The sequence below is a fragment of the Pseudoalteromonas shioyasakiensis genome, from assembly GCF_024518675.1.
Classification (GTDB): domain Bacteria; phylum Pseudomonadota; class Gammaproteobacteria; order Enterobacterales; family Alteromonadaceae; genus Pseudoalteromonas; species Pseudoalteromonas shioyasakiensis_B.
In genome coordinates this window covers 178,879-196,076 of record NZ_JANIGL010000002.1, presented here as the reverse complement: position 1 = coordinate 196,076, position 17,198 = coordinate 178,879, and the positions used below count along the sequence as shown (strand labels likewise).

Sequence of the window (17,198 nt, the reverse complement as noted above, 5' to 3'; positions counted from 1 at the left end):
TAGGCGATAACTCGTTTAAGTGGCTTTTTTATGTTTTAGAGGCCTGTATGTCTACTCCAGTTTTAACGCAAATTAGCGCGCTTCGTCAGCAATTAGAAGATCATAATTACAATTATTATGTGCTCGATAACCCATCTATTCCAGATGCTGAATACGATCGCCTGTTACGTGAATTAAGTGCGTTAGAAACGGCTAACCCAGAATATTTAACTGCCGACTCTCCGACGCAGAAAGTCGGTGGGGCTGCCCTTGCTAAATTTGAGCAAGTCGCCCATCAGGTGCCTATGCTATCGCTTGATAATGCCTTTAGTGAAGCTGAGTTTGCCGCCTTTAATCGCCGTGTAAAAGAGCGCTTAATGGACAATAGTGAGCTTACTTATTGTTGCGAGCCAAAGCTTGATGGTTTGGCGGTTTCTATTTTATACCGTGATGGTGTGCTTGTGCAGGCAGCAACCCGAGGAGATGGGCAAACGGGAGAAAACATTACCCAAAATGTGAAAACAATTCGTAACGTGCCGCTGAAATTACGAGGTGATGATTACCCGCGAGAAATCGAGATCCGTGGTGAAGTATTTATGGATAGTGCAGGTTTTGACAAGCTAAATGCTGAGGCAGAAAAAAGAGGCGAAAAAGTATTTGTTAATCCACGTAATGCCGCCGCAGGTAGTCTACGCCAACTCGATTCAAAAATAACGGCAAAACGACCGCTGATGTTTTATGCCTATAGCATTGGTGTGGTGACAGAGGGTGAGTTACCAAGTGATCATTATCAACAACTGGCTAAGCTGACTGATTGGGGACTACCCTTATGTCCTGAGACCAAGCTGGTGGAAGGTGAAAAAGCAGCACTGGATTACTATCAAGATATCTTAGAACGTAGAAGCAGCTTAAAATATGAAATTGATGGCGTAGTTATTAAACTAAACAACAAAGCTATGCAAGAGCGTTTAGGCTTTGTTGCACGTGCACCGCGTTGGGCTATCGCCTATAAGTTCCCAGCTCAAGAAGAGATCACCCAGTTACTCGATGTTGAATTTCAGGTTGGCCGCACAGGGGCAATTACGCCAGTTGCCAGGTTAGAGCCTGTTTTTGTTGGTGGTGTTACAGTCTCAAATGCTACCTTGCATAATGGAGATGAAATTGCCCGATTAGGGGTCAAAGTCGGTGATACTGTGATTATACGCCGTGCTGGTGACGTGATCCCACAAATTACCCAAGTTGTACTTGAGCGTCGCCCGGATGATGCGAAAGACATCGTGTTTCCAATGACTTGTCCAATATGTGACTCTCACATTGAAAAAATTGAAGGTGAGGCCGTTGCTCGTTGTACTGGTGGCTTGGTCTGTCAAGCACAACGTAAACAAGCAATAAAGCACTTTGCCTCACGTAAAGCCCTTGATGTTGATGGACTTGGCGATAAGATTGTTGACCAGCTGGTGGATCGAGAGCTTGTTAAAACACCTGCGGATTTATTTATTCTAAAACAAGGGCACTTTGAGTCACTTGAACGAATGGGACCCAAATCAGCCAAAAACTTAGTGAATGCGCTGCTAGATGCTAAGCAAACTACATTAGCCAAATTTTTATATTCATTAGGTATTCGTGAAGTAGGTGAAGCCACTGCGCAAAATTTAGCAACGCACTTTTTAACTCTCGAAAAAGTATCTCAAGCAAGCATTGAAGCTTTGGTTGAAGTGAGTGATGTAGGCGAAATAGTGGCAAAACACGTGAACAGCTTCTTTGCTGAACCTCACAATACCGATGTGGTTAATGCGCTTATTGAACAAGGTGTACATTGGCCTGAGTTAACCCCCCCAAGTGAAGAGTCTCAACCACTCGTCGGGCTAACCTATGTGTTGACTGGAACTCTTAATGAACTTAATCGCAATGATGCAAAAGCACGACTACAAGCATTAGGTGCTAAAGTATCTGGTAGTGTCTCTGCAAAAACCGATGCCCTTATTGCAGGTGAAAAGGCTGGCTCAAAACTGACTAAAGCACAAGAATTAGGCATAGATATTCTTACCGAGGATGATTTAATTGCACTGTTGGTAAAGCATAATGGATAGTGTTTTAGCTATGTTCTCAAGTCTTGCCCTGAGCTTTGGTCAGTGGCTAAGGCCTTACTTGTATGATATAGCCTTGCTCTTAGTGGTGTGCCTTGTCTCTTTGTATGCAAATGACATTATCAAAGTCACTAAACGTTTTGTTGCCCGCCGTCACTTTTTTGTAAGGGTTGCTGTATTTGTGTTAGTGACTGGCTTTGGTTTTGGTTTACTTGTAGTCTTTGTCACCCCTTTACTGAGTCAATTACTCATGCTATTTGGAACTCAGTGGTTAGGCACTATGGCGATAGCTGCTTTTACCATTCTGGGTGTGATTGCAGATAAGAAGAATCAGTTATAATGCGCTATGGTCCAGAATACTGGGATAAATACGGCACATATCGTACTCCTATTGCATTTCATTTAAGCTTGTTAGTGCTATTACGGGCGTATTTTATTTGGATTATTGCCGCGTTAAGCCGTCGGCCTGAGCTAGACATTATGTCGTTAGTTTTTCGCTCAAAACAGGATTTTTTTAGTGCTCTGGCTATTGGCGCTGTTGCTATTATCCCCGCGGTGATTTTTTGTTTACGCAGGCCGCAAAAAAATGCTCAAAGTGCAGTACGGCTAGCCAAACTGTGGCGTTTTATGCGCTGGCCTTTACTTGTCTGTGCGGTGCTTGATTTAACTTGGTTGATTATCCAAGCTGCGCATAGCTATTATCAATTTTCGATGTTTTTAGCATTGCAAATGGTGGTCGTGTTATGGGTGCTATTATATTTGGCTAAAAGCCGATATTTAACTGTATTTTTTAATGATTGGCCTGAGCCTGAAAATAAAGCTCAATCAAAGTAAATATTTAGGAGCTGTGCATGTACAAAATTAATAGACAACTAGCCTTGATAGTTGCTGCTATTGGTTGTGTATTATTCTTGCTTTGCATTTTTACTCCACTATTGGCGCAGCCATGGTTTGTGTTATTGCTTGCGCTATGGGTCTTTGTATTTAGTTCATGTTGTTATCGTCTTACCCCTTTGTTTAGAGAGCGTAATAGCTTAGATAAATTGATACAGAGGAATCAACATCAGTTAATGCTTTTTTCTCTTACCGGCTTTTTTGACCGTACTACTGGCCCACACTGGCTTGCAATTGATAGCATCGACCATATTAAGTGTTATGAAGACTCGGTGTTTATTTTTGCTAATCAGGAGTGTGTATTCTCAACAAGCCTGCCAAGTAGTAAAGTGCACTTAGTTGCTTATTTTAATTCTTTACTAACTGAACGAGAAAAACAATCGATGATAATTGACTAGCAAGTTCATTTTTTCTTAAGAGGTAGTTATGTTGACGTGGAATGATATTTTAGACTTTGCAAGCAATGGTAATCCTGAGCCAAGTAGCAAGGTAATAAAAAGCGATGAGCAGTGGCGCGCACAATTAACAGATGAAGCTTATTATGTAACCCGTAATAAGGGCACCGAGCGGCCACACAGTTCAGATAGCTGCACCTTGTTCGAACCGGGTGAATATGCCTGTGTGTGTTGTGATAATGTGTTATTTGAAGGCGGAGAAAAGTTTGATAGTGGCACAGGTTGGCCATCATTTACTCAGCCCGCGCAAATAAATGCAATTGCCTACAACAGTGATATCAGTCACGGGATGCAACGCATAGAAGCTGTTTGTAACGTCTGTGATGCTCACTTAGGTCATGTTTTTCCGGATGGTCCAATGCCTAGCGGTTTACGCTATTGTGTAAACGCGTTAGCACTAAAAAAGTTATAATAAACCGCTACTTTGAAGGTTCTATAAGCTGAGCGATAGCAAATATTAAATGTTCGCGACAAATTGGCTTGGTAATGCAGTAGTCAGTGAGTTGAGTAAACTCAAGGTTTTCATTTTTTAGCGCTGAGGCAGTGACGGCAATGATGGGTATGTGTTTATATTGCTCGTTATTTCGTAACTGTTTAGTTGCTTCTAAGCCACCCATAACCGGCATTTTCATATCCATAATAATTAAGTCAGGCTGACATTTCGCGACTTTCTGTAATGCGATTTTGCCATTTTCTGCAACATCAATTGCGAATGGCCAACGTGATAAAAATGAGACTAAAAAATCTCGGTTATAAGTAATGTCATCAACGATTAAAATTTTACTTGGCTCGAAGTTGTAGCTACTAATAGCAGGGAAGTTAATGTGATTAGTGTTACTTTGAGACTCAGCATAGGCGATATCAGGGATTTCAATTATAAATTCACTGCCTTGATTTTCAACACTGTTTAGACTTATTGTGCCCGCCATTAACTTAATAAACTTTAGCGTAATCGCCAGTCCTAAGCCTGTACCACCATATTGCGATGTTTTTTGACCTTCGACCTGTTCAAAGGCATTAAAAATAATTTGCTGTTGATCTTCTGCAATGCCTTTCCCCGTGTCCTTAACGCGAATAATGAGGTTAACATGCTCGCCAGTATCACTTACTTTACAGTCAAATTGTGCGCTTACAATACCTTGCTCAGTAAACTTAATAGCATTACTGAGCAAGTTTATCATTACTTGGCGTAGCTTATTGCAATCAAGAAGAAGCGCTTTTGAGGCATCAGGAGTGCATTCAATCTTTAAAGCTAAATCTTTTTGCGCACATTGTTGCATAAACATTAAAGAGAGTTCTTTGCACATCTGCTGAAGCTCAACATTACTGAGTTCTAAGTGCATTTTTCCGGCATCAATTTTAGACAAGTCTAAAATATCGTTAAGAATGTTTAATAAGGACTTGCCAGATACTGTAATTGCCTCTAAATAACGCAGTTTTGTCGCTTCTATTTCACGATCTTGTAGTAATTGGCTAAAACCAAGTACCGCGTTTAATGGGGTTCGTAGTTCGTGAGACATATTGGCTAAAAATACGCTTTTGGCTTTGTTGGAATTCTCGGCTTGCTCTTTTGCTGCGAGATACTCCTGAGTCCTTTGTGCCACCATGTCTTCAAGTGCCGCTTGCTGCTGATGCATATTATTAATTTGTTGGCGTATTGCCGCGCGCATCATTTTAAAGCCACTTGCTAATGTGCCAATTTCATCTTGGTTAGAGATATTTATCGGGCAATCAAGATCACCCGTGGTAATTGCATGAGAGAATTCAACTAATTGGTCTATAGGTTGCAGTATTATTTTACGTATAACGATATAAGCGATGGCCAAGGCTGCGACTAAATAAACGACAAACAGTAGAATCGCATTTGTAATTATCAGTTTAATCTTTTTGGCTAAGTCATTATCTGAAAAACTGACAATGACAGAACCTATTTTTTCTTTATTGTGGTTTTTTACAGGGATAACAACATTATAAAGGTTTTTTTTATTAAGTATTGTACGGCTATTGTTTTGGCTCGCTTGGATCAATTGCTCGTCAATTAACTGAGTCGCGAGTAGTGCTGTATTGATATGGGTAACAATTTTGGCATTATTATCGACAAAATAAATATTAGTGAGATCATTAAATGTATTTTCATCGAGTAACTCATCTATTGCTATGGCCTGTATTTTTAATACCCAACTGCCTTTATTACCATCTTGGGTTAATTGTTCTATCTCACTTAGCATAGGAGAAACAATTGCAGTGGCTTTTTCACTCATGTTTAATAAATTCTGATTTTTTAGTTCAATCACATGCAATGTGGTACTTGCACCGAGTACAAGTGTAATAGTGAAGCCAATGATTAATAAAATTTTGTGCGCAATTGTGAAATACATAATAATTAAGGCTGCTCTTTTTTATTATTTAAAAGCTGAGTAATTTTTTTATTACTGCTATCAAGCGTATTGCTAACGTCAGCCCCATAAAAAATTTGACTGTATGCGTGAGAGATAATTTCGCCGATCTCAGGAAATAATGTTATTCCTGATTGGATATAGCTCGGGGTCGCATGCTCAAACACCCAGAGCATTGTATTATTAAACCCCGGTTTATTTACTAAATTAAAAAGCTGTTTTTGCCATATTTGTTGGCGAGGAGGGGAGCCTCCAGTACTTAATAAAGTTGCAGTTTGTTCGCTTGTAGCCCATTGAATAAATAACCAAGCAGCTGATTTGTTAGCTGATTTGGCATTAATAGCAAATGACCAGGCCCAAGGGGATGTTTCACGGGAGTATGGCCCTTTTGGTAAAGGAGCTGCCTCCCACTTGTCCCATATTATAGACTCTTCAGGCGTATCAATTTCATTATAAAAATGTGATGCGATAATAGCAGAAGCTAATTTACCTTGTTTAAATAATTCACGAATTTGGTAAAAGTGCAGTATCTGACTATTGTCGGGGTTACCATAACCGGTTACTAAATCACGATAAAGTGTGACTGCAGTTCGCACGGCTTGAGAATTACTTGTGGCCTGTTCATCCTGAGTAATAATTTGCCCACCATAAGCACGAATTATTGGCAAAATAGTCCAAGTATTTAACCCCGCGCCGGGTAATGTTCTGGCTGCAAATGCCCTTACACCTTTATGTTGGGGGCTGGTATCGAGGGCGTGTTGCAAAGCGAGTTTCGTTTTTAGTAAATCCTCATATGTATCCGGTACTGCTAAATCAAATTCAGTAAATAAGTCTTTGCGATAAAAATAGATCGGTGCCGAAAAATCAAATGGCAGTGAGAGCAGGGTACCGTCAATTCTTGATAGTGCGAGACTATTACGGCTGATATCAGAAATCTTATACCAGTCTAAATCTGTAAGTGTTGGGTTTTCTAAATAGGGAGTCAGTGGTGCCAAATAGCCTTTGGCATGTGCTTGACCTAAAAATGTCACTCCCATTGGCAATACATCGTATAAGCCTAACCCTTTTTCAAGATCGGCCGTTCTTCTATGGCGCATTTTTGATTGTTCTAAAGCATGAAAGCCAACACTGATCCCGGTTAGCTCTTCAAATAAAGGCAGGTATGGCTTTAATGCCGAAAATGCAGGTTGCTGATCAGCTAAAACATTTATGTGTGCGCCTTGATGAGCGCGCCAATCTATTTTTGCTTGTTGCCAATGTGATAAGGATGTTTCAGCTTGTGTGGCTAAAGAATGACACAAGATAAAAGCATAACACAGTAAGGTGAAAGTACGATTCAATAGTATTCCCATGCCCATGTGGTTACTTATTCATTAAGGCCAGCCCCATACTGTTGGCCTGCTGTGTTATTTTATCAAGTCTTTGTTGTTGCTCGGGATCTAGGTTTGTTGTTACTAATAAGGCATAACATTTTTTAGCCATCATCAAATTAAGGCTTTGACTATTGTTCTTTGTATTATCGAATAAACATTGTAATAAATTTAGTGCAATACTTGCGTTACGGGGCATTATTCTAAAAGCTTGGCTAAATGCTTCTAAAGCTGTATTTAGTTGGCCCCGGTTAAACTGAGTGACAGCATGGTTATTGAGCTCTTTAGGGCCCATTTTTATATCTCGGCGTTCACTTTGTTGTTGTTGAATATAACGAAGATAGACCGGATCACTCACATTTGGATGGGTTTCACAATGACTGATTATTTTATTAAATAGTATTTGCGCCTTATTTTGAAAGCCTAACTCGTGAAATGCCTTCGCTTTATCTAGTGCGCCATCTATTGATCGTATATGGGTATCATCATCAAGTTGCTCAATAAGCATTTTTGCTTTTTTATGCTCATCCTTTAGATAGTGCAAGCGTGCGTTGAGTACATCGATTTGAGCTTGGTTCTGGCTATTAGGAAACTGCCCTTTTAGATCATTTAGATATTTATTGGTTTGGCGTGTAATGCGTTGTATTTGATCACTTTGATCTGTCGTTAGCGCAAAGTCGATACCAGCGCGGGCTGCATTCAAGTAAACATCAGGGTGATCATGAATTGAATGTTTGGCAAATTGAGCGATATCTTTTTGGGTTGCATAATTCTTTTCGTAATCATGATTGAGTTGTGCAACATGACTTAATGCTTTTTGACGATTAAGGTTTCTTGGTGCTATTTCGGCCGCTTCACTGAGGAAGTCTTGAGCGAGCTCAAACTGGTTTAGTTTTATTTCTAAAGAGCCAAGTAAATCTAGTGCAACTAGTCGAGTTTCTTGGCGCGTAAGCATTGTTTTAAGCATGCGCTGCGCTAATATATGTTCGTTATTTGCAATTAGTGCTTCGACTAAGCCTACTTTTGCCCATGCGAATTTTTGTATATCAAGAACTGATTTAAAAAAGCTTTTAGCTTCTTCATTACGTTTCAATCTCAGTAATACATCACCTTTTAAACGTAATAAAATAGCACTATACGCACTGGTATTATGTTCTAGCGCAGTATTTATAAATTTGAGTGCTTTTGAATCGTTGCCATCATCGATGAAATCATAAACCTTTTGTAAGTTAGTTTTACGTAATAAGATTTTTTCAATACGTGTTTTAAGTTCATAAATAGTGAAGGGTTTAACAAGGAAGTCATCAGGTTGCAGCTCAAGGACACTGTGTACTAAAGAGCCCGTGGTTTCTGCAGAGATAAAAATAAAGCCAGTGGAGTTTTTAATTAATCGTTTAACTCTTAACTCTTCGTAAAGCTGGTAGCCATCCTGATGTTTACTCAAATTGAACGAACAAACGATCAAATCAAATTGCTCGGTTAAACATTGCTCTTTTGCAGAATTAGCATGATCAGCAAAGCGCAATTGCCGAAAGCCAAGCTTTTCGAGCGATTGCTTCATATAGCTTTGAGCAAGAGGTTGCTCTTCCACTATGAGTATTTTTGCGTTAGAAAAAATCTTTGCTGGCATTAAGCTTAAAACCACGTGAATGTATTGGTGACTATAATCAACAGTCTAGTAGCTTACAAGAGAATTTAAAATTTATTCGCTATTAGTGAGATTTTTATTTTTTATACATACTTGACTGTAAACAAGTATATTTTATGAATAAAGATTTGAAGGGGTATAAAAGGTTTTCTTATTTAAATGACTGTTCACTTATAAAAATAAGTGGCGTCCCCAAGGGGATTCGAACCCCTGTTACCGCCGTGAAAGGGCGGTGTCCTAGGCCTCTAGACGATGGGGACGCAGAAATTGGTTTGCAAATCACTGATTTGCTATTTCTGCGTAAGATGAGACCAAGCCTGCGAGGCGAATGGCATTATCTTCTCAGAAACATTTTCTGTGTCACTAGGACAACTGAATAGTTAAACTCGATTCAGGCGAGTGTTTTCATAACACAACACTTATAAATAAGTGGCGTCCCCAAGGGGATTCGAACCCCTGTTACCGCCGTGAAAGGGCGGTGTCCTAGGCCTCTAGACGATGGGGACACAGAAATGTGTCACTAGGACAACTGAATAGTTAAACTCGATTCAGACGAGTGTTTTCATAACACAACACTTATAAATAAGTGGCGTCCCCAAGGGGATTCGAACCCCTGTTACCGCCGTGAAAGGGCGGTGTCCTAGGCCTCTAGACGATGGGGACACATAAATGTGTCACTAGGACAACTGAATAGTTAAACTCGATTCAGGCGAGTGTTTTCATAACACAACACTTATAAGTAAGTGGCGTCCCCAAGGGGATTCGAACCCCTGTTACCGCCGTGAAAGGGCGGTGTCCTAGGCCTCTAGACGATGGGGACACAGAAATGTGTCACTAGGACAACTGAATAGTTAAACTCGATTCAGGCGAGTGTTTTCATAACACAATACTTATAAATAAGTGGCGTCCCCAAGGGGATTCGAACCCCTGTTACCGCCGTGAAAGGGCGGTGTCCTAGGCCTCTAGACGATGGGGACACATAAATGTGTCACTAGGACATGATTAGTTAGACTCAAATCAGAGCTTTATATTATGCGATATTTGCGAATAAAGACTCGAGCTTTACTTGCATCGCTATTTTCTCGGTATAACCGCCTCTAATAAATTAGATGGCGTCCCCAAGGGGATTCGAACCCCTGTTACCGCCGTGAAAGGGCGGTGTCCTAGGCCTCTAGACGATGGGGACACAGAAAACTGCTACCCTAGGACTTGCAAAAAATAAGATGGTGGAGCTATGCGGGATCGAACCGCAGACCTCTTCGCTGCCAGCGAAGCGCTCTCCCAGCTGAGCTATAGCCCCAACTTATTTTGCTTTACACTGCTTAGTACATCGAGCTGTGTATCGCTGAGTGCGGGGCGCATTCTATGCAGCCACCTAAATAATGTCAACATTTTTTTCAGCAACTTTATTCAAATGTCCTATTTTTCAACAAACTGGATAATCCGTAAACGCTTCAGTCTGTTTTTTGAGCTGTGTGGTGGTTTTTATTAATGATAGTCACTTTTATTGAGGTGATTGAGATATTAATTGCCGTTATAAAAGGTGTACATTTATATGCAAATTTTGCTCTTTGTAGTTTGTTGGTTCAAACAGATAAATAATATAGTGCTGAAGTGGCCTAACTGTATCGCTGTTGTTTTAATTTTATATACCCAGAAAGTAGTCCATATAAAACCCTAAGTTAGTGTATTTGGCTTGGCCAAGGCCAAAGTGGCTGAATTTTCTGTCTGAGCCGTCTGTTATAAAATGTATTTTGTTAATGTTTGAGTGAAATGATGGGGCAAAGTGACTGGGGGGCACATTTTTTATTTATAGTTAGGAGCTAACTAATGCATTGTTAGGGAGGGCGAATTTTAAATAGAGCTTAGGTTTAATAAAATCATCGAGATTTTTACAGTGCGAGTAACGTATCTGGAAATGAAATATTGATAGTAGCGAGCTAAAACTTCTTCAATATGAGCATAAAGTGTGCTTTTATCCATCTTGTTGATTATAAAAACCACATCTAAATCATTTTTACACATTCAAGTGTTGACACATTTACAACTCTATCTATAATAGCGCCCCACAACAACGCAGCAATGTGTTGAATTGGGTGGGTAGTTAACTCATTTGAAAAGAGTATCACTGCTATTTACTACAAATAGTGAGGATCACTGGTTAAAGTCCAGTACTGTTAATAGTTAGATATGTAAGTAATATGGGTCGTTAGCTCAGTTGGGAGAGCATCGCCCTTACAAGGCGAGGGTCACTGGTTCAAGTCCAGTACGACCCACCATTTTTAAATGGTGTACCATATTACAAAATCCAAATGAGCTTGTTCAATTGGAAAAGGAAATCACTGGTTAAGTTCAGTACTATTAATAATTAGGTATTTAAGTAATATGGGTCGTTAGCTCAGTTGGGAGAGCATCGCCCTTACAAGGCGAGGGTCACTGGTTCAAGTCCAGTACGACCCACCATTTTAAAATGGTGTATCATATTACAAAATCCAAATGAGTTTACTCACTTGGCAAGAGAGTATCACTGCTATTTATCAAAAATGGTGAGGATCACTGGTTAAAGTCCAGTACTATTAATTAATAGTTAAGTATTTAAGTAATATGGGTCGTTAGCTCAGTTGGGAGAGCATCGCCCTTACAAGGCGAGGGTCACTGGTTCAAGTCCAGTACGACCCACCATTTTTAAAATGGTGTACCATATTACAAAATCCAAATGAGTTTGCTCAGTTGGAAAATAATCACTGGTTACAGTCCAGTACTATTAATTAATAGTTAGGTATTTAAATAATATGGGTCGTTAGCTCAGTTGGGAGAGCATCGCCCTTACAAGGCGAGGGTCACTGGTTCAAGTCCAGTACGACCCACCATTTTTAAAATGGTGTACCATATTATAAAATTCAAATGAGTTTGCTCAATTTGAAAACAGTATCACTGGTTAAGTCCAGCACTATTAATAAGTATTTAAGTAATATGGGTCGTTAGCTCAGTTGGGAGAGCATCGCCCTTACAAGGCGAGGGTCACTGGTTCAAGTCCAGTACGACCCACCATTTTATAAATGGTGTACCATATTACAAAATCCAAATGAATCTACTCAATTGGAAAAGAAAATCACTGGTTAAGTCCAGCACTCTTAATAAGTATTTAAGTAATATGGGTCGTTAGCTCAGTTGGGAGAGCATCGCCCTTACAAGGCGAGGGTCACTGGTTCAAGTCCAGTACGACCCACCATTTTATAAATGGTGTATCATATTACTAACCATCATAAACAGTGAACCTTCTGAGCTCAAACTCTACTACTAGCTATCTTAAATCTCATCTTAATTTAAGCCCCATAAATTTTTATTGAGTCATAAAATCTTTAATATCATGATTTAATGAAAAGCTACCTCAATAGCATTACTATCAAGCTTGCTTACTCCATCTTTATTCTAAAATAGTTCCCTGAAAACCTTAAATGAAAATATTTAGCTATCAGCTCTGAAATTGTTTATTAGATATTTCTATTGTTTAAAATCGGAAGTATTTTTTTAATTAGGTTATAGTCAATATAGTAAGCTTGGAACTATTGAGCCTTTTAATTTTGACTAAATCGCTTTGGTAAAATCAAAAGAGCTTTCATAGTGAACCAATATCCAACTAATTATATGAAGATACTATGATTTACCTCGCAATTTTTTTAATAATAATGTTTTTTTTATGGCGTAAACTATTCTTTAAACATAGCGGCGTTAAAGCTAGCTCTGTAACCCAAGAGAATACGAGTAAATACACTCAAAGTCTGCTCAACTGCTTACCTTTAATGCTTTATATCGAAGATGTTAATAATGCTTTATTGTTTTCAAATAACGCCTTCAAAGCAGAGTTTAACGCTCTATGGGATTTAAACAGTAATCAAATTAATGATAGCTTACCCATTGCTGTGATGCTGAAAGAACAAAATGAAGAAGTTTTACAAAGCTCACAGGCGCTCTGCTACACGGCTGTTATACCCAATGGCAAAGGTGTATTACAGCAAGTTGAATATACTAAACAGCCTTATTTTGACACGAATAATACAGTTTGCGGTGTCCTTACTACGTTTGACAAGGTTACTGAGTTAACGCAGGTAAGTGCTAATGAAATACAACACGATATTGATAGCCTTTTACTGTTAGATAGATTCGTTGAGGGTACGTTTGAGTTTGAATATTTTAGTAATGGCGAAGGGTGCTTTAACCGCTTATCAGAAGGTGCTAAAGCGATATTGGGTTTATCTGAGGAGGCTATAAACCAGGTTGGTTTAACAGGGTGTATTTCGCCGACAATTATTGATGAAGATAGAGTGAAAATAGCCCGTTCGTTTAAAAATAACACGGGGCAGCAGCAAAAAATTCAATGTCTTTTTCGATATCGAGCTAATGATAAAATTAATCAATGTCGCTTGATTGCTGTGCACCACCAGCAAGATGATAATAAAACTGGCAGTAGTTACTGGTTAGGTTTACTGCTTGAACATGAACAAGTCGTTGCGACAGACGATTTAATAGAGCCTGAAATAAAAGTACAAAGCGATATTAATTATCAGAGTTGGCAACTTTGCAGTGATGATGATGCTATTTTAGAGCAGTTAGAATTTAATCAAATTACTTTTCAAAAAAATACTATTAATGGATTCGAACGACTATTAACTGACACCTCGTATATTATTATAACTAAAGTAGATTTAGAAAAAAAATACGGCGATTTTTGGTTAGAAAAGCTCAATGGGGTTAAGGGTAAGGTAATTATAGTTGGTGATTTTAACGAGCAGCCTTATTATTTTTCAGACTCGGTTATGGGATTATCTGCGAGTGTTTTTAAGCAGTCAGGGCTGAGTGAAATTATGCATAACTTCAAACTCTCGACACCCAATCACATAGAATTATCGGCCCCAGCGACTAAATTACTTATTGCCGAAGATAACCCAATGAATCAACTACTTGTTCAACAGCAATTAGAATCGCTTGGGTTCGATGTGACGCTAGCAGGCAATGGCGAAATTGCCTATGAGATATTAAACCACGATACTTTTTCAGCTATTATCACAGATTTTAATATGCCAATTGTTGATGGTTTAGAACTGGCTGAAAAAGTTCGTTCAAGTGCATGCGCACGCATAAAAAACATACCTATAATAGGGATTACCGCAGATAATTTAAGTGAAACCTTAGCAAAGGCAAAAAATGTTGGAATAGATCATGTTATTTGTAAACCTTATTCACTCGATGACCTACATGAGTTGTTACTTAAGTTAATCGAACCAGTTAATAAAACTAAATTTAAAGTTGTCGAATCTAATTCAGATGAAGGTTATAGTTTGAGCCACTGGGTTGCTATATTTGGTAATAAACACGATGCAATTGCGATGGCCAATGTGTTTTACACTACATTAAAAGCAGATCTAGCCGCTTTGAAGGTGGCGATAGAAAATAAAGATATTAGTCAGTGTGAAATGTTGTTACATAGGATAAAAGGCTCAATTGCTATGGTTAAAATTGACAGCTTACGCAAAGAAATTGAACTGAGTGAAGCGTTACTTTCAAATAAAAAACAGATTGATAATAACGTGTACACATTAATTGAAGAACTATCCGAATTAAATAAAGCTGTGTATAACTGGCTAAATTAAATTGAATATTTGTCAGCTTGGATTAATTATAAAAATGGGTTTATAATCTAGTTGAATCGATAATCTAATTTTAAACTTATCAACCTAGGTAGTGCGAAAATATGAAAGAAATACGTTCATTTATAAAAAGTGCCAGCTTAACTGAATTGGAAAAAGCGCAATCATTAATTGGCGACGCAATTACTAAATATACCGAGCAACAACAAGCTAAACAAGAAGTACTCGAGTTGTTAAAACAAAAAGGCTTAACACTAGAAGACTTACAAGATGCTGCTGGTGATAAACGTACAAAAGTTATGCCAAAATACCGCATTGAGTATGAAGGGAAAATAGTTGAATGGACTGGGCGCGGTAAGCGACCAAAAGCGTTTCAAGGTGTTGAGCTAACAGAGCATCTAGCTTAATAATAAATACCTCCTGAGATACGCCAATGATATAATTCATTGGCGTTTTTGTTTTAAGTATCGTATTTACTATGAGTTATGTTTTAAGACCTTATCAACAAGAAGCTGTATCACGTACAGTTGCCCATTTTAGAAAAACCAGTGATCCCGCATTAATTGTTTTACCAACGGGAGCGGGGAAAAGTCTTGTAATCGCAGAACTTGCCCGTATCGCTAAACAAAAAATACTGGTACTTGCCCATGTTAAAGAGCTTGTTGAGCAGAACGCGGAAAAATACACAAGCTTTGGTCTTGAAGCGAGTATATTTTCTGCGGGATTAAAACAAAAATCACTCTCTCATCAAGTTACTTTTGCGAGTGTTCAATCTTTATCTCGCAATTTAGAACAATTAAATGAGCATTATTCATTGCTTATTATTGATGAATGTCACCGTGTCAGTGATGATGATAATAGCCAGTACTCAAAAGTTATTGCAAGGTTGCAATCATATAACCCTTCTTTAAAAATATTAGGCCTTACGGCTACCCCATTTAGGCTAGGTCTCGGTTGGGTATATCATACGCATTACCATGGTTTTGTTAGAGGTAATGATAGCAGTCCGTTTAAAACCTGTATTTTTGAGCTTCCATTAAGGTATATGATCAAAAATAAGTATTTAACCCCTCCTAAAGAAGTGGATGCTGCATTAAGCCATTATGACTTTTCATCGTTAAGTAGTGACTCCTTTGGCCGTTATAACCAGGATGATTTAAATACCTTATTGACAGCAAATACACGTGCTACAAAGTCTATTTGTAAAGATATTCTTGCTTTAAGCGAACAGCGTAAAGGAGTGATGATATTTGCAGCTACAGTACGCCATGCACAAGAGGTGTTAGGCTATTTCCCTGCACAGCAAAGTGCGTTAATAACAGGAGACACGCCCGCGCCTGAGCGCGATGAACTGATCATTGCCTTTAAAAGTAAAAAACTTAAGTTTTTAATTAATGTATCTGTATTAACTACCGGGTTTGATGCTCCCCATGTTGATTTTATTGCTATTTTACGACCGACTGAGTCAGTTAGCCTTTATCAGCAGATTGTTGGTCGTGGTTTGCGCTTAAGTGAAGGTAAACGTGATTGCTTGGTAATCGATTATGCAGGTAATGGCTTTGATTTATTTTATCCTGAGGTCGGAACTAAAAAATCTCAAACAGATAATGAGCCGGTACAGGTACTGTGTCCTGGTTGTGGGTTTGCGAATATCTTTTGGGGTAAAACAGATAGTCAAGGTAAGGTAATTGAACATTTTGGTCGACGTTGCCAAGGTTTATTAGAATCAAATGAACACTCAGAACAATGCGATTACCGCTTTAGGTTTAAAGAATGTGAGCAGTGTGGGGCACAAAATGATATTGCAGCAAGGCAATGTCAAACATGTGAGGCAATTCTTGCCGATCCCGATGATAAACTGCGTGCGGCGCTAAATTTAAAAAATGCATTAGTACTGCGTTGTAGTGGATTAAGTGTACAGCCACTGAATTCAACTAGCGATATAATTAAACTCACTTACTTTGATGAAGACGGGGCGAGTTGTGATGAGATTTTTGATTTTTCTCACCCTGGAGCTCGGTATATTTTTAATAAGCAGTTTGGTAAGCGTGCTTCACACGGGCAAGTACCTAAAGAATATAAAACAGCCAGTGAAGTGATTGTGGATGAACTGAATTTAACAGCTCCGGATTTTGTTATTGCGCGCAAAAGTAAAAAATATGGCTGGAAAGTTGCGGATAAGCTTTTTGATTATCAGGGCAGCTTTAGAAAAGCAAACCAGCTAAGTTATTAAGTACTTAACTGGTTTAAAGCTTATTCGCTTTCTAAGCCCCAGCCATCACCATAACCATTATGACTGTTGGCAATACTTTCTAAGTACTGCTCAGTTTGGCCAAGGAGAGTGTGATCTGGCACCATTTGAACTTGTGTCACGACTTCCCAAATACCAGTGTCTTTACATTGCACAAGCTGTGTAGTTGGTGCTAACTCATCATTTTCGATAATCGTTGCAAACTTTTCAGCTTCTACTTTTTGTTCAAATAAAATGTAAAAATCAATTTTGTGCATTTGTGCCAAATCAATTCCAGCATCAGCTATTTCAGCGAGTAATTGGCCATTGTCGTCATCAGGAAATTGCATTTAAAACTCTATTCTATTTTCTTAAATTCGTTATTGCTATTGTAACCAAAATAAAGCAACTAAGCGTACTAATTTTCACATTTGAGTTGATGTGTCACAGCAGTGCCTTGTGGTATTATTTGATCTATTACGGGTTTACTT

12 protein-coding genes and 13 tRNA genes are annotated in these 17,198 nt (G+C 38.7%); 14 read left to right on the top strand and 11 right to left on the bottom strand.

Annotated features, from left to right (window positions below):
• Nucleotides 1-47: 47 nt before the first annotated feature.
• The 5 genes from ligA to msrB are packed head-to-tail and all read left to right on the top strand — an operon-like array spanning nucleotide 48 to nucleotide 3,827.
• Complete coding sequence (gene ligA / locus NQT69_RS06675) at nucleotides 48-2,069, top strand: NAD-dependent DNA ligase LigA (protein ID WP_256826894.1); 2,022 nt, start codon at nucleotides 48-50, stop codon at nucleotides 2,067-2,069.
• Nucleotides 2,062-2,406, top strand: coding sequence for a DUF3392 family protein (locus NQT69_RS06670; RefSeq protein ID WP_256826893.1), 345 nt, complete (start codon nucleotides 2,062-2,064; stop codon nucleotides 2,404-2,406). The genes ligA and NQT69_RS06670 overlap by 8 nt, the downstream gene beginning before the upstream one ends.
• Nucleotides 2,403-2,900, top strand: coding sequence for a DUF2919 domain-containing protein (locus tag NQT69_RS06665; RefSeq protein ID WP_256827422.1), 498 nt, complete (start codon nucleotides 2,403-2,405; stop codon nucleotides 2,898-2,900). Before NQT69_RS06670 ends, NQT69_RS06665 begins: the two co-directional genes overlap by 4 nt.
• A gap of 17 nt (nucleotides 2,901-2,917) precedes the next feature.
• Nucleotides 2,918-3,358 (top strand): hypothetical protein, encoded by a 441-nt coding sequence (locus NQT69_RS06660; protein WP_256826892.1) that lies wholly within the window; start codon nucleotides 2,918-2,920, stop codon nucleotides 3,356-3,358.
• 28 nt (nucleotides 3,359-3,386) lie between these two features.
• Nucleotides 3,387-3,827, top strand: a complete 441-nt coding sequence (msrB, locus tag NQT69_RS06655) for a peptide-methionine (R)-S-oxide reductase MsrB (protein ID WP_256826891.1) — start codon at nucleotides 3,387-3,389, stop codon at nucleotides 3,825-3,827.
• Nucleotides 3,828-3,834: 7 nt separating this feature from the next.
• Here msrB and NQT69_RS06650 read toward each other — a convergent pair whose 3' ends face one another.
• The 10 genes from NQT69_RS06650 to NQT69_RS06605 form a co-directional block, all read right to left on the bottom strand.
• Nucleotides 3,835-5,793: an ATP-binding protein gene (locus NQT69_RS06650; RefSeq protein WP_256826890.1), complete on the bottom strand. Its 1,959-nt coding sequence runs from the start codon at nucleotides 5,791-5,793 to the stop codon at nucleotides 3,835-3,837.
• Between the two features lie 5 nt (nucleotides 5,794-5,798).
• Entirely contained in the window at nucleotides 5,799-7,151 is a 1,353-nt protein-coding gene (locus NQT69_RS06645) for an extracellular solute-binding protein (protein WP_256826889.1), read from the bottom strand.
• 22 nt (nucleotides 7,152-7,173) lie between these two features.
• Nucleotides 7,174-8,811, bottom strand: a complete 1,638-nt coding sequence (locus NQT69_RS06640; RefSeq protein ID WP_256826888.1) for a tetratricopeptide repeat-containing response regulator — start codon at nucleotides 8,809-8,811, stop codon at nucleotides 7,174-7,176.
• 202 nt (nucleotides 8,812-9,013) lie between these two features.
• A tRNA-Glu gene (locus NQT69_RS06635) sits at nucleotides 9,014-9,089 on the bottom strand.
• A gap of 170 nt (nucleotides 9,090-9,259) precedes the next feature.
• Nucleotides 9,260-9,335 (bottom strand) — tRNA-Glu (locus tag NQT69_RS06630).
• A gap of 81 nt (nucleotides 9,336-9,416) precedes the next feature.
• Nucleotides 9,417-9,492: transfer RNA gene (locus tag NQT69_RS06625), tRNA-Glu, on the bottom strand.
• Between the two features lie 81 nt (nucleotides 9,493-9,573).
• Nucleotides 9,574-9,649, bottom strand: a tRNA-Glu gene (locus NQT69_RS06620).
• 81 nt (nucleotides 9,650-9,730) lie between these two features.
• Nucleotides 9,731-9,806, bottom strand: a tRNA-Glu gene (locus NQT69_RS06615).
• A 133-nt stretch (nucleotides 9,807-9,939) separates the two neighbouring features.
• Nucleotides 9,940-10,015: transfer RNA gene (locus NQT69_RS06610), tRNA-Glu, on the bottom strand.
• A gap of 38 nt (nucleotides 10,016-10,053) precedes the next feature.
• Nucleotides 10,054-10,129, bottom strand: a tRNA-Ala gene (locus tag NQT69_RS06605).
• Nucleotides 10,130-11,032: 903 nt separating this feature from the next.
• Here NQT69_RS06605 and NQT69_RS06600 point away from each other — a divergent pair.
• The 9 genes from NQT69_RS06600 to NQT69_RS06560 all read left to right on the top strand — a co-directional run bounded on the left by NQT69_RS06600 (nucleotide 11,033) and on the right by NQT69_RS06560 (nucleotide 16,710).
• Nucleotides 11,033-11,108: transfer RNA gene (locus tag NQT69_RS06600), tRNA-Val, on the top strand.
• Nucleotides 11,109-11,216: 108 nt separating this feature from the next.
• Nucleotides 11,217-11,292: transfer RNA gene (locus NQT69_RS06595), tRNA-Val, on the top strand.
• A 143-nt stretch (nucleotides 11,293-11,435) separates the two neighbouring features.
• A tRNA-Val gene (locus NQT69_RS06590) sits at nucleotides 11,436-11,511 on the top strand.
• A 112-nt stretch (nucleotides 11,512-11,623) separates the two neighbouring features.
• A tRNA-Val gene (locus NQT69_RS06585) sits at nucleotides 11,624-11,699 on the top strand.
• Between the two features lie 105 nt (nucleotides 11,700-11,804).
• Nucleotides 11,805-11,880 (top strand) — tRNA-Val (locus tag NQT69_RS06580).
• Nucleotides 11,881-11,985: 105 nt separating this feature from the next.
• A tRNA-Val gene (locus tag NQT69_RS06575) sits at nucleotides 11,986-12,061 on the top strand.
• Nucleotides 12,062-12,488: 427 nt separating this feature from the next.
• Nucleotides 12,489-14,480 carry a response regulator gene (locus tag NQT69_RS06570; RefSeq protein WP_256826887.1) on the top strand — a complete coding sequence of 664 codons (1,992 nt, stop codon included), beginning with the start codon at nucleotides 12,489-12,491 and terminating at the stop codon, nucleotides 14,478-14,480.
• Nucleotides 14,481-14,581: 101 nt separating this feature from the next.
• A complete protein-coding gene (locus tag NQT69_RS06565; protein WP_256826886.1) occupies nucleotides 14,582-14,884 on the top strand; it encodes an H-NS family nucleoid-associated regulatory protein in 303 nt (100 codons plus the stop codon).
• Nucleotides 14,885-14,955: 71 nt separating this feature from the next.
• The gene (locus NQT69_RS06560) at nucleotides 14,956-16,710 is read left to right on the top strand and encodes a DEAD/DEAH box helicase (protein WP_256826885.1); all 1,755 of its coding nucleotides are present in this window, start codon (nucleotides 14,956-14,958) and stop codon (nucleotides 16,708-16,710) included.
• Between the two features lie 20 nt (nucleotides 16,711-16,730).
• Here NQT69_RS06560 and NQT69_RS06555 read toward each other — a convergent pair whose 3' ends face one another.
• The gene (locus tag NQT69_RS06555; protein WP_256826884.1) at nucleotides 16,731-17,057 is read right to left on the bottom strand and encodes a ribonuclease E inhibitor RraB; all 327 of its coding nucleotides are present in this window, start codon (nucleotides 17,055-17,057) and stop codon (nucleotides 16,731-16,733) included.
• Between the last annotated feature and the right edge of the window lie 141 nt (nucleotides 17,058-17,198).

Excerpts from the sequence above, each read along its gene's own strand:
- NQT69_RS06560 (WP_256826885.1), top strand. The coding sequence starts at position 14,956 with ATGAGTTATGTTTTAAGACCTTATCAACAAGAAGCTGTATCACGTACA.
- NQT69_RS06670 (WP_256826893.1), top strand. The coding sequence starts at position 2,062 with ATGGATAGTGTTTTAGCTATGTTCTCAAGTCTTGCCCTGAGCTTTGGT.
- NQT69_RS06565 (WP_256826886.1), top strand. The coding sequence starts at position 14,582 with ATGAAAGAAATACGTTCATTTATAAAAAGTGCCAGCTTAACTGAATTG.
- NQT69_RS06555 (WP_256826884.1), bottom strand. The coding sequence starts at position 17,057 with ATGCAATTTCCTGATGACGACAATGGCCAATTACTCGCTGAAATAGCT.
- NQT69_RS06570 (WP_256826887.1), top strand. The coding sequence starts at position 12,489 with ATGATTTACCTCGCAATTTTTTTAATAATAATGTTTTTTTTATGGCGT.
- NQT69_RS06640 (WP_256826888.1), bottom strand. The coding sequence starts at position 8,811 with ATGCCAGCAAAGATTTTTTCTAACGCAAAAATACTCATAGTGGAAGAG.
- NQT69_RS06650 (WP_256826890.1), bottom strand. The coding sequence starts at position 5,793 with ATGTATTTCACAATTGCGCACAAAATTTTATTAATCATTGGCTTCACT.
- ligA (WP_256826894.1), top strand. The coding sequence starts at position 48 with ATGTCTACTCCAGTTTTAACGCAAATTAGCGCGCTTCGTCAGCAATTA.
- msrB (WP_256826891.1), top strand. The coding sequence starts at position 3,387 with ATGTTGACGTGGAATGATATTTTAGACTTTGCAAGCAATGGTAATCCT.
- NQT69_RS06660 (WP_256826892.1), top strand. The coding sequence starts at position 2,918 with ATGTACAAAATTAATAGACAACTAGCCTTGATAGTTGCTGCTATTGGT.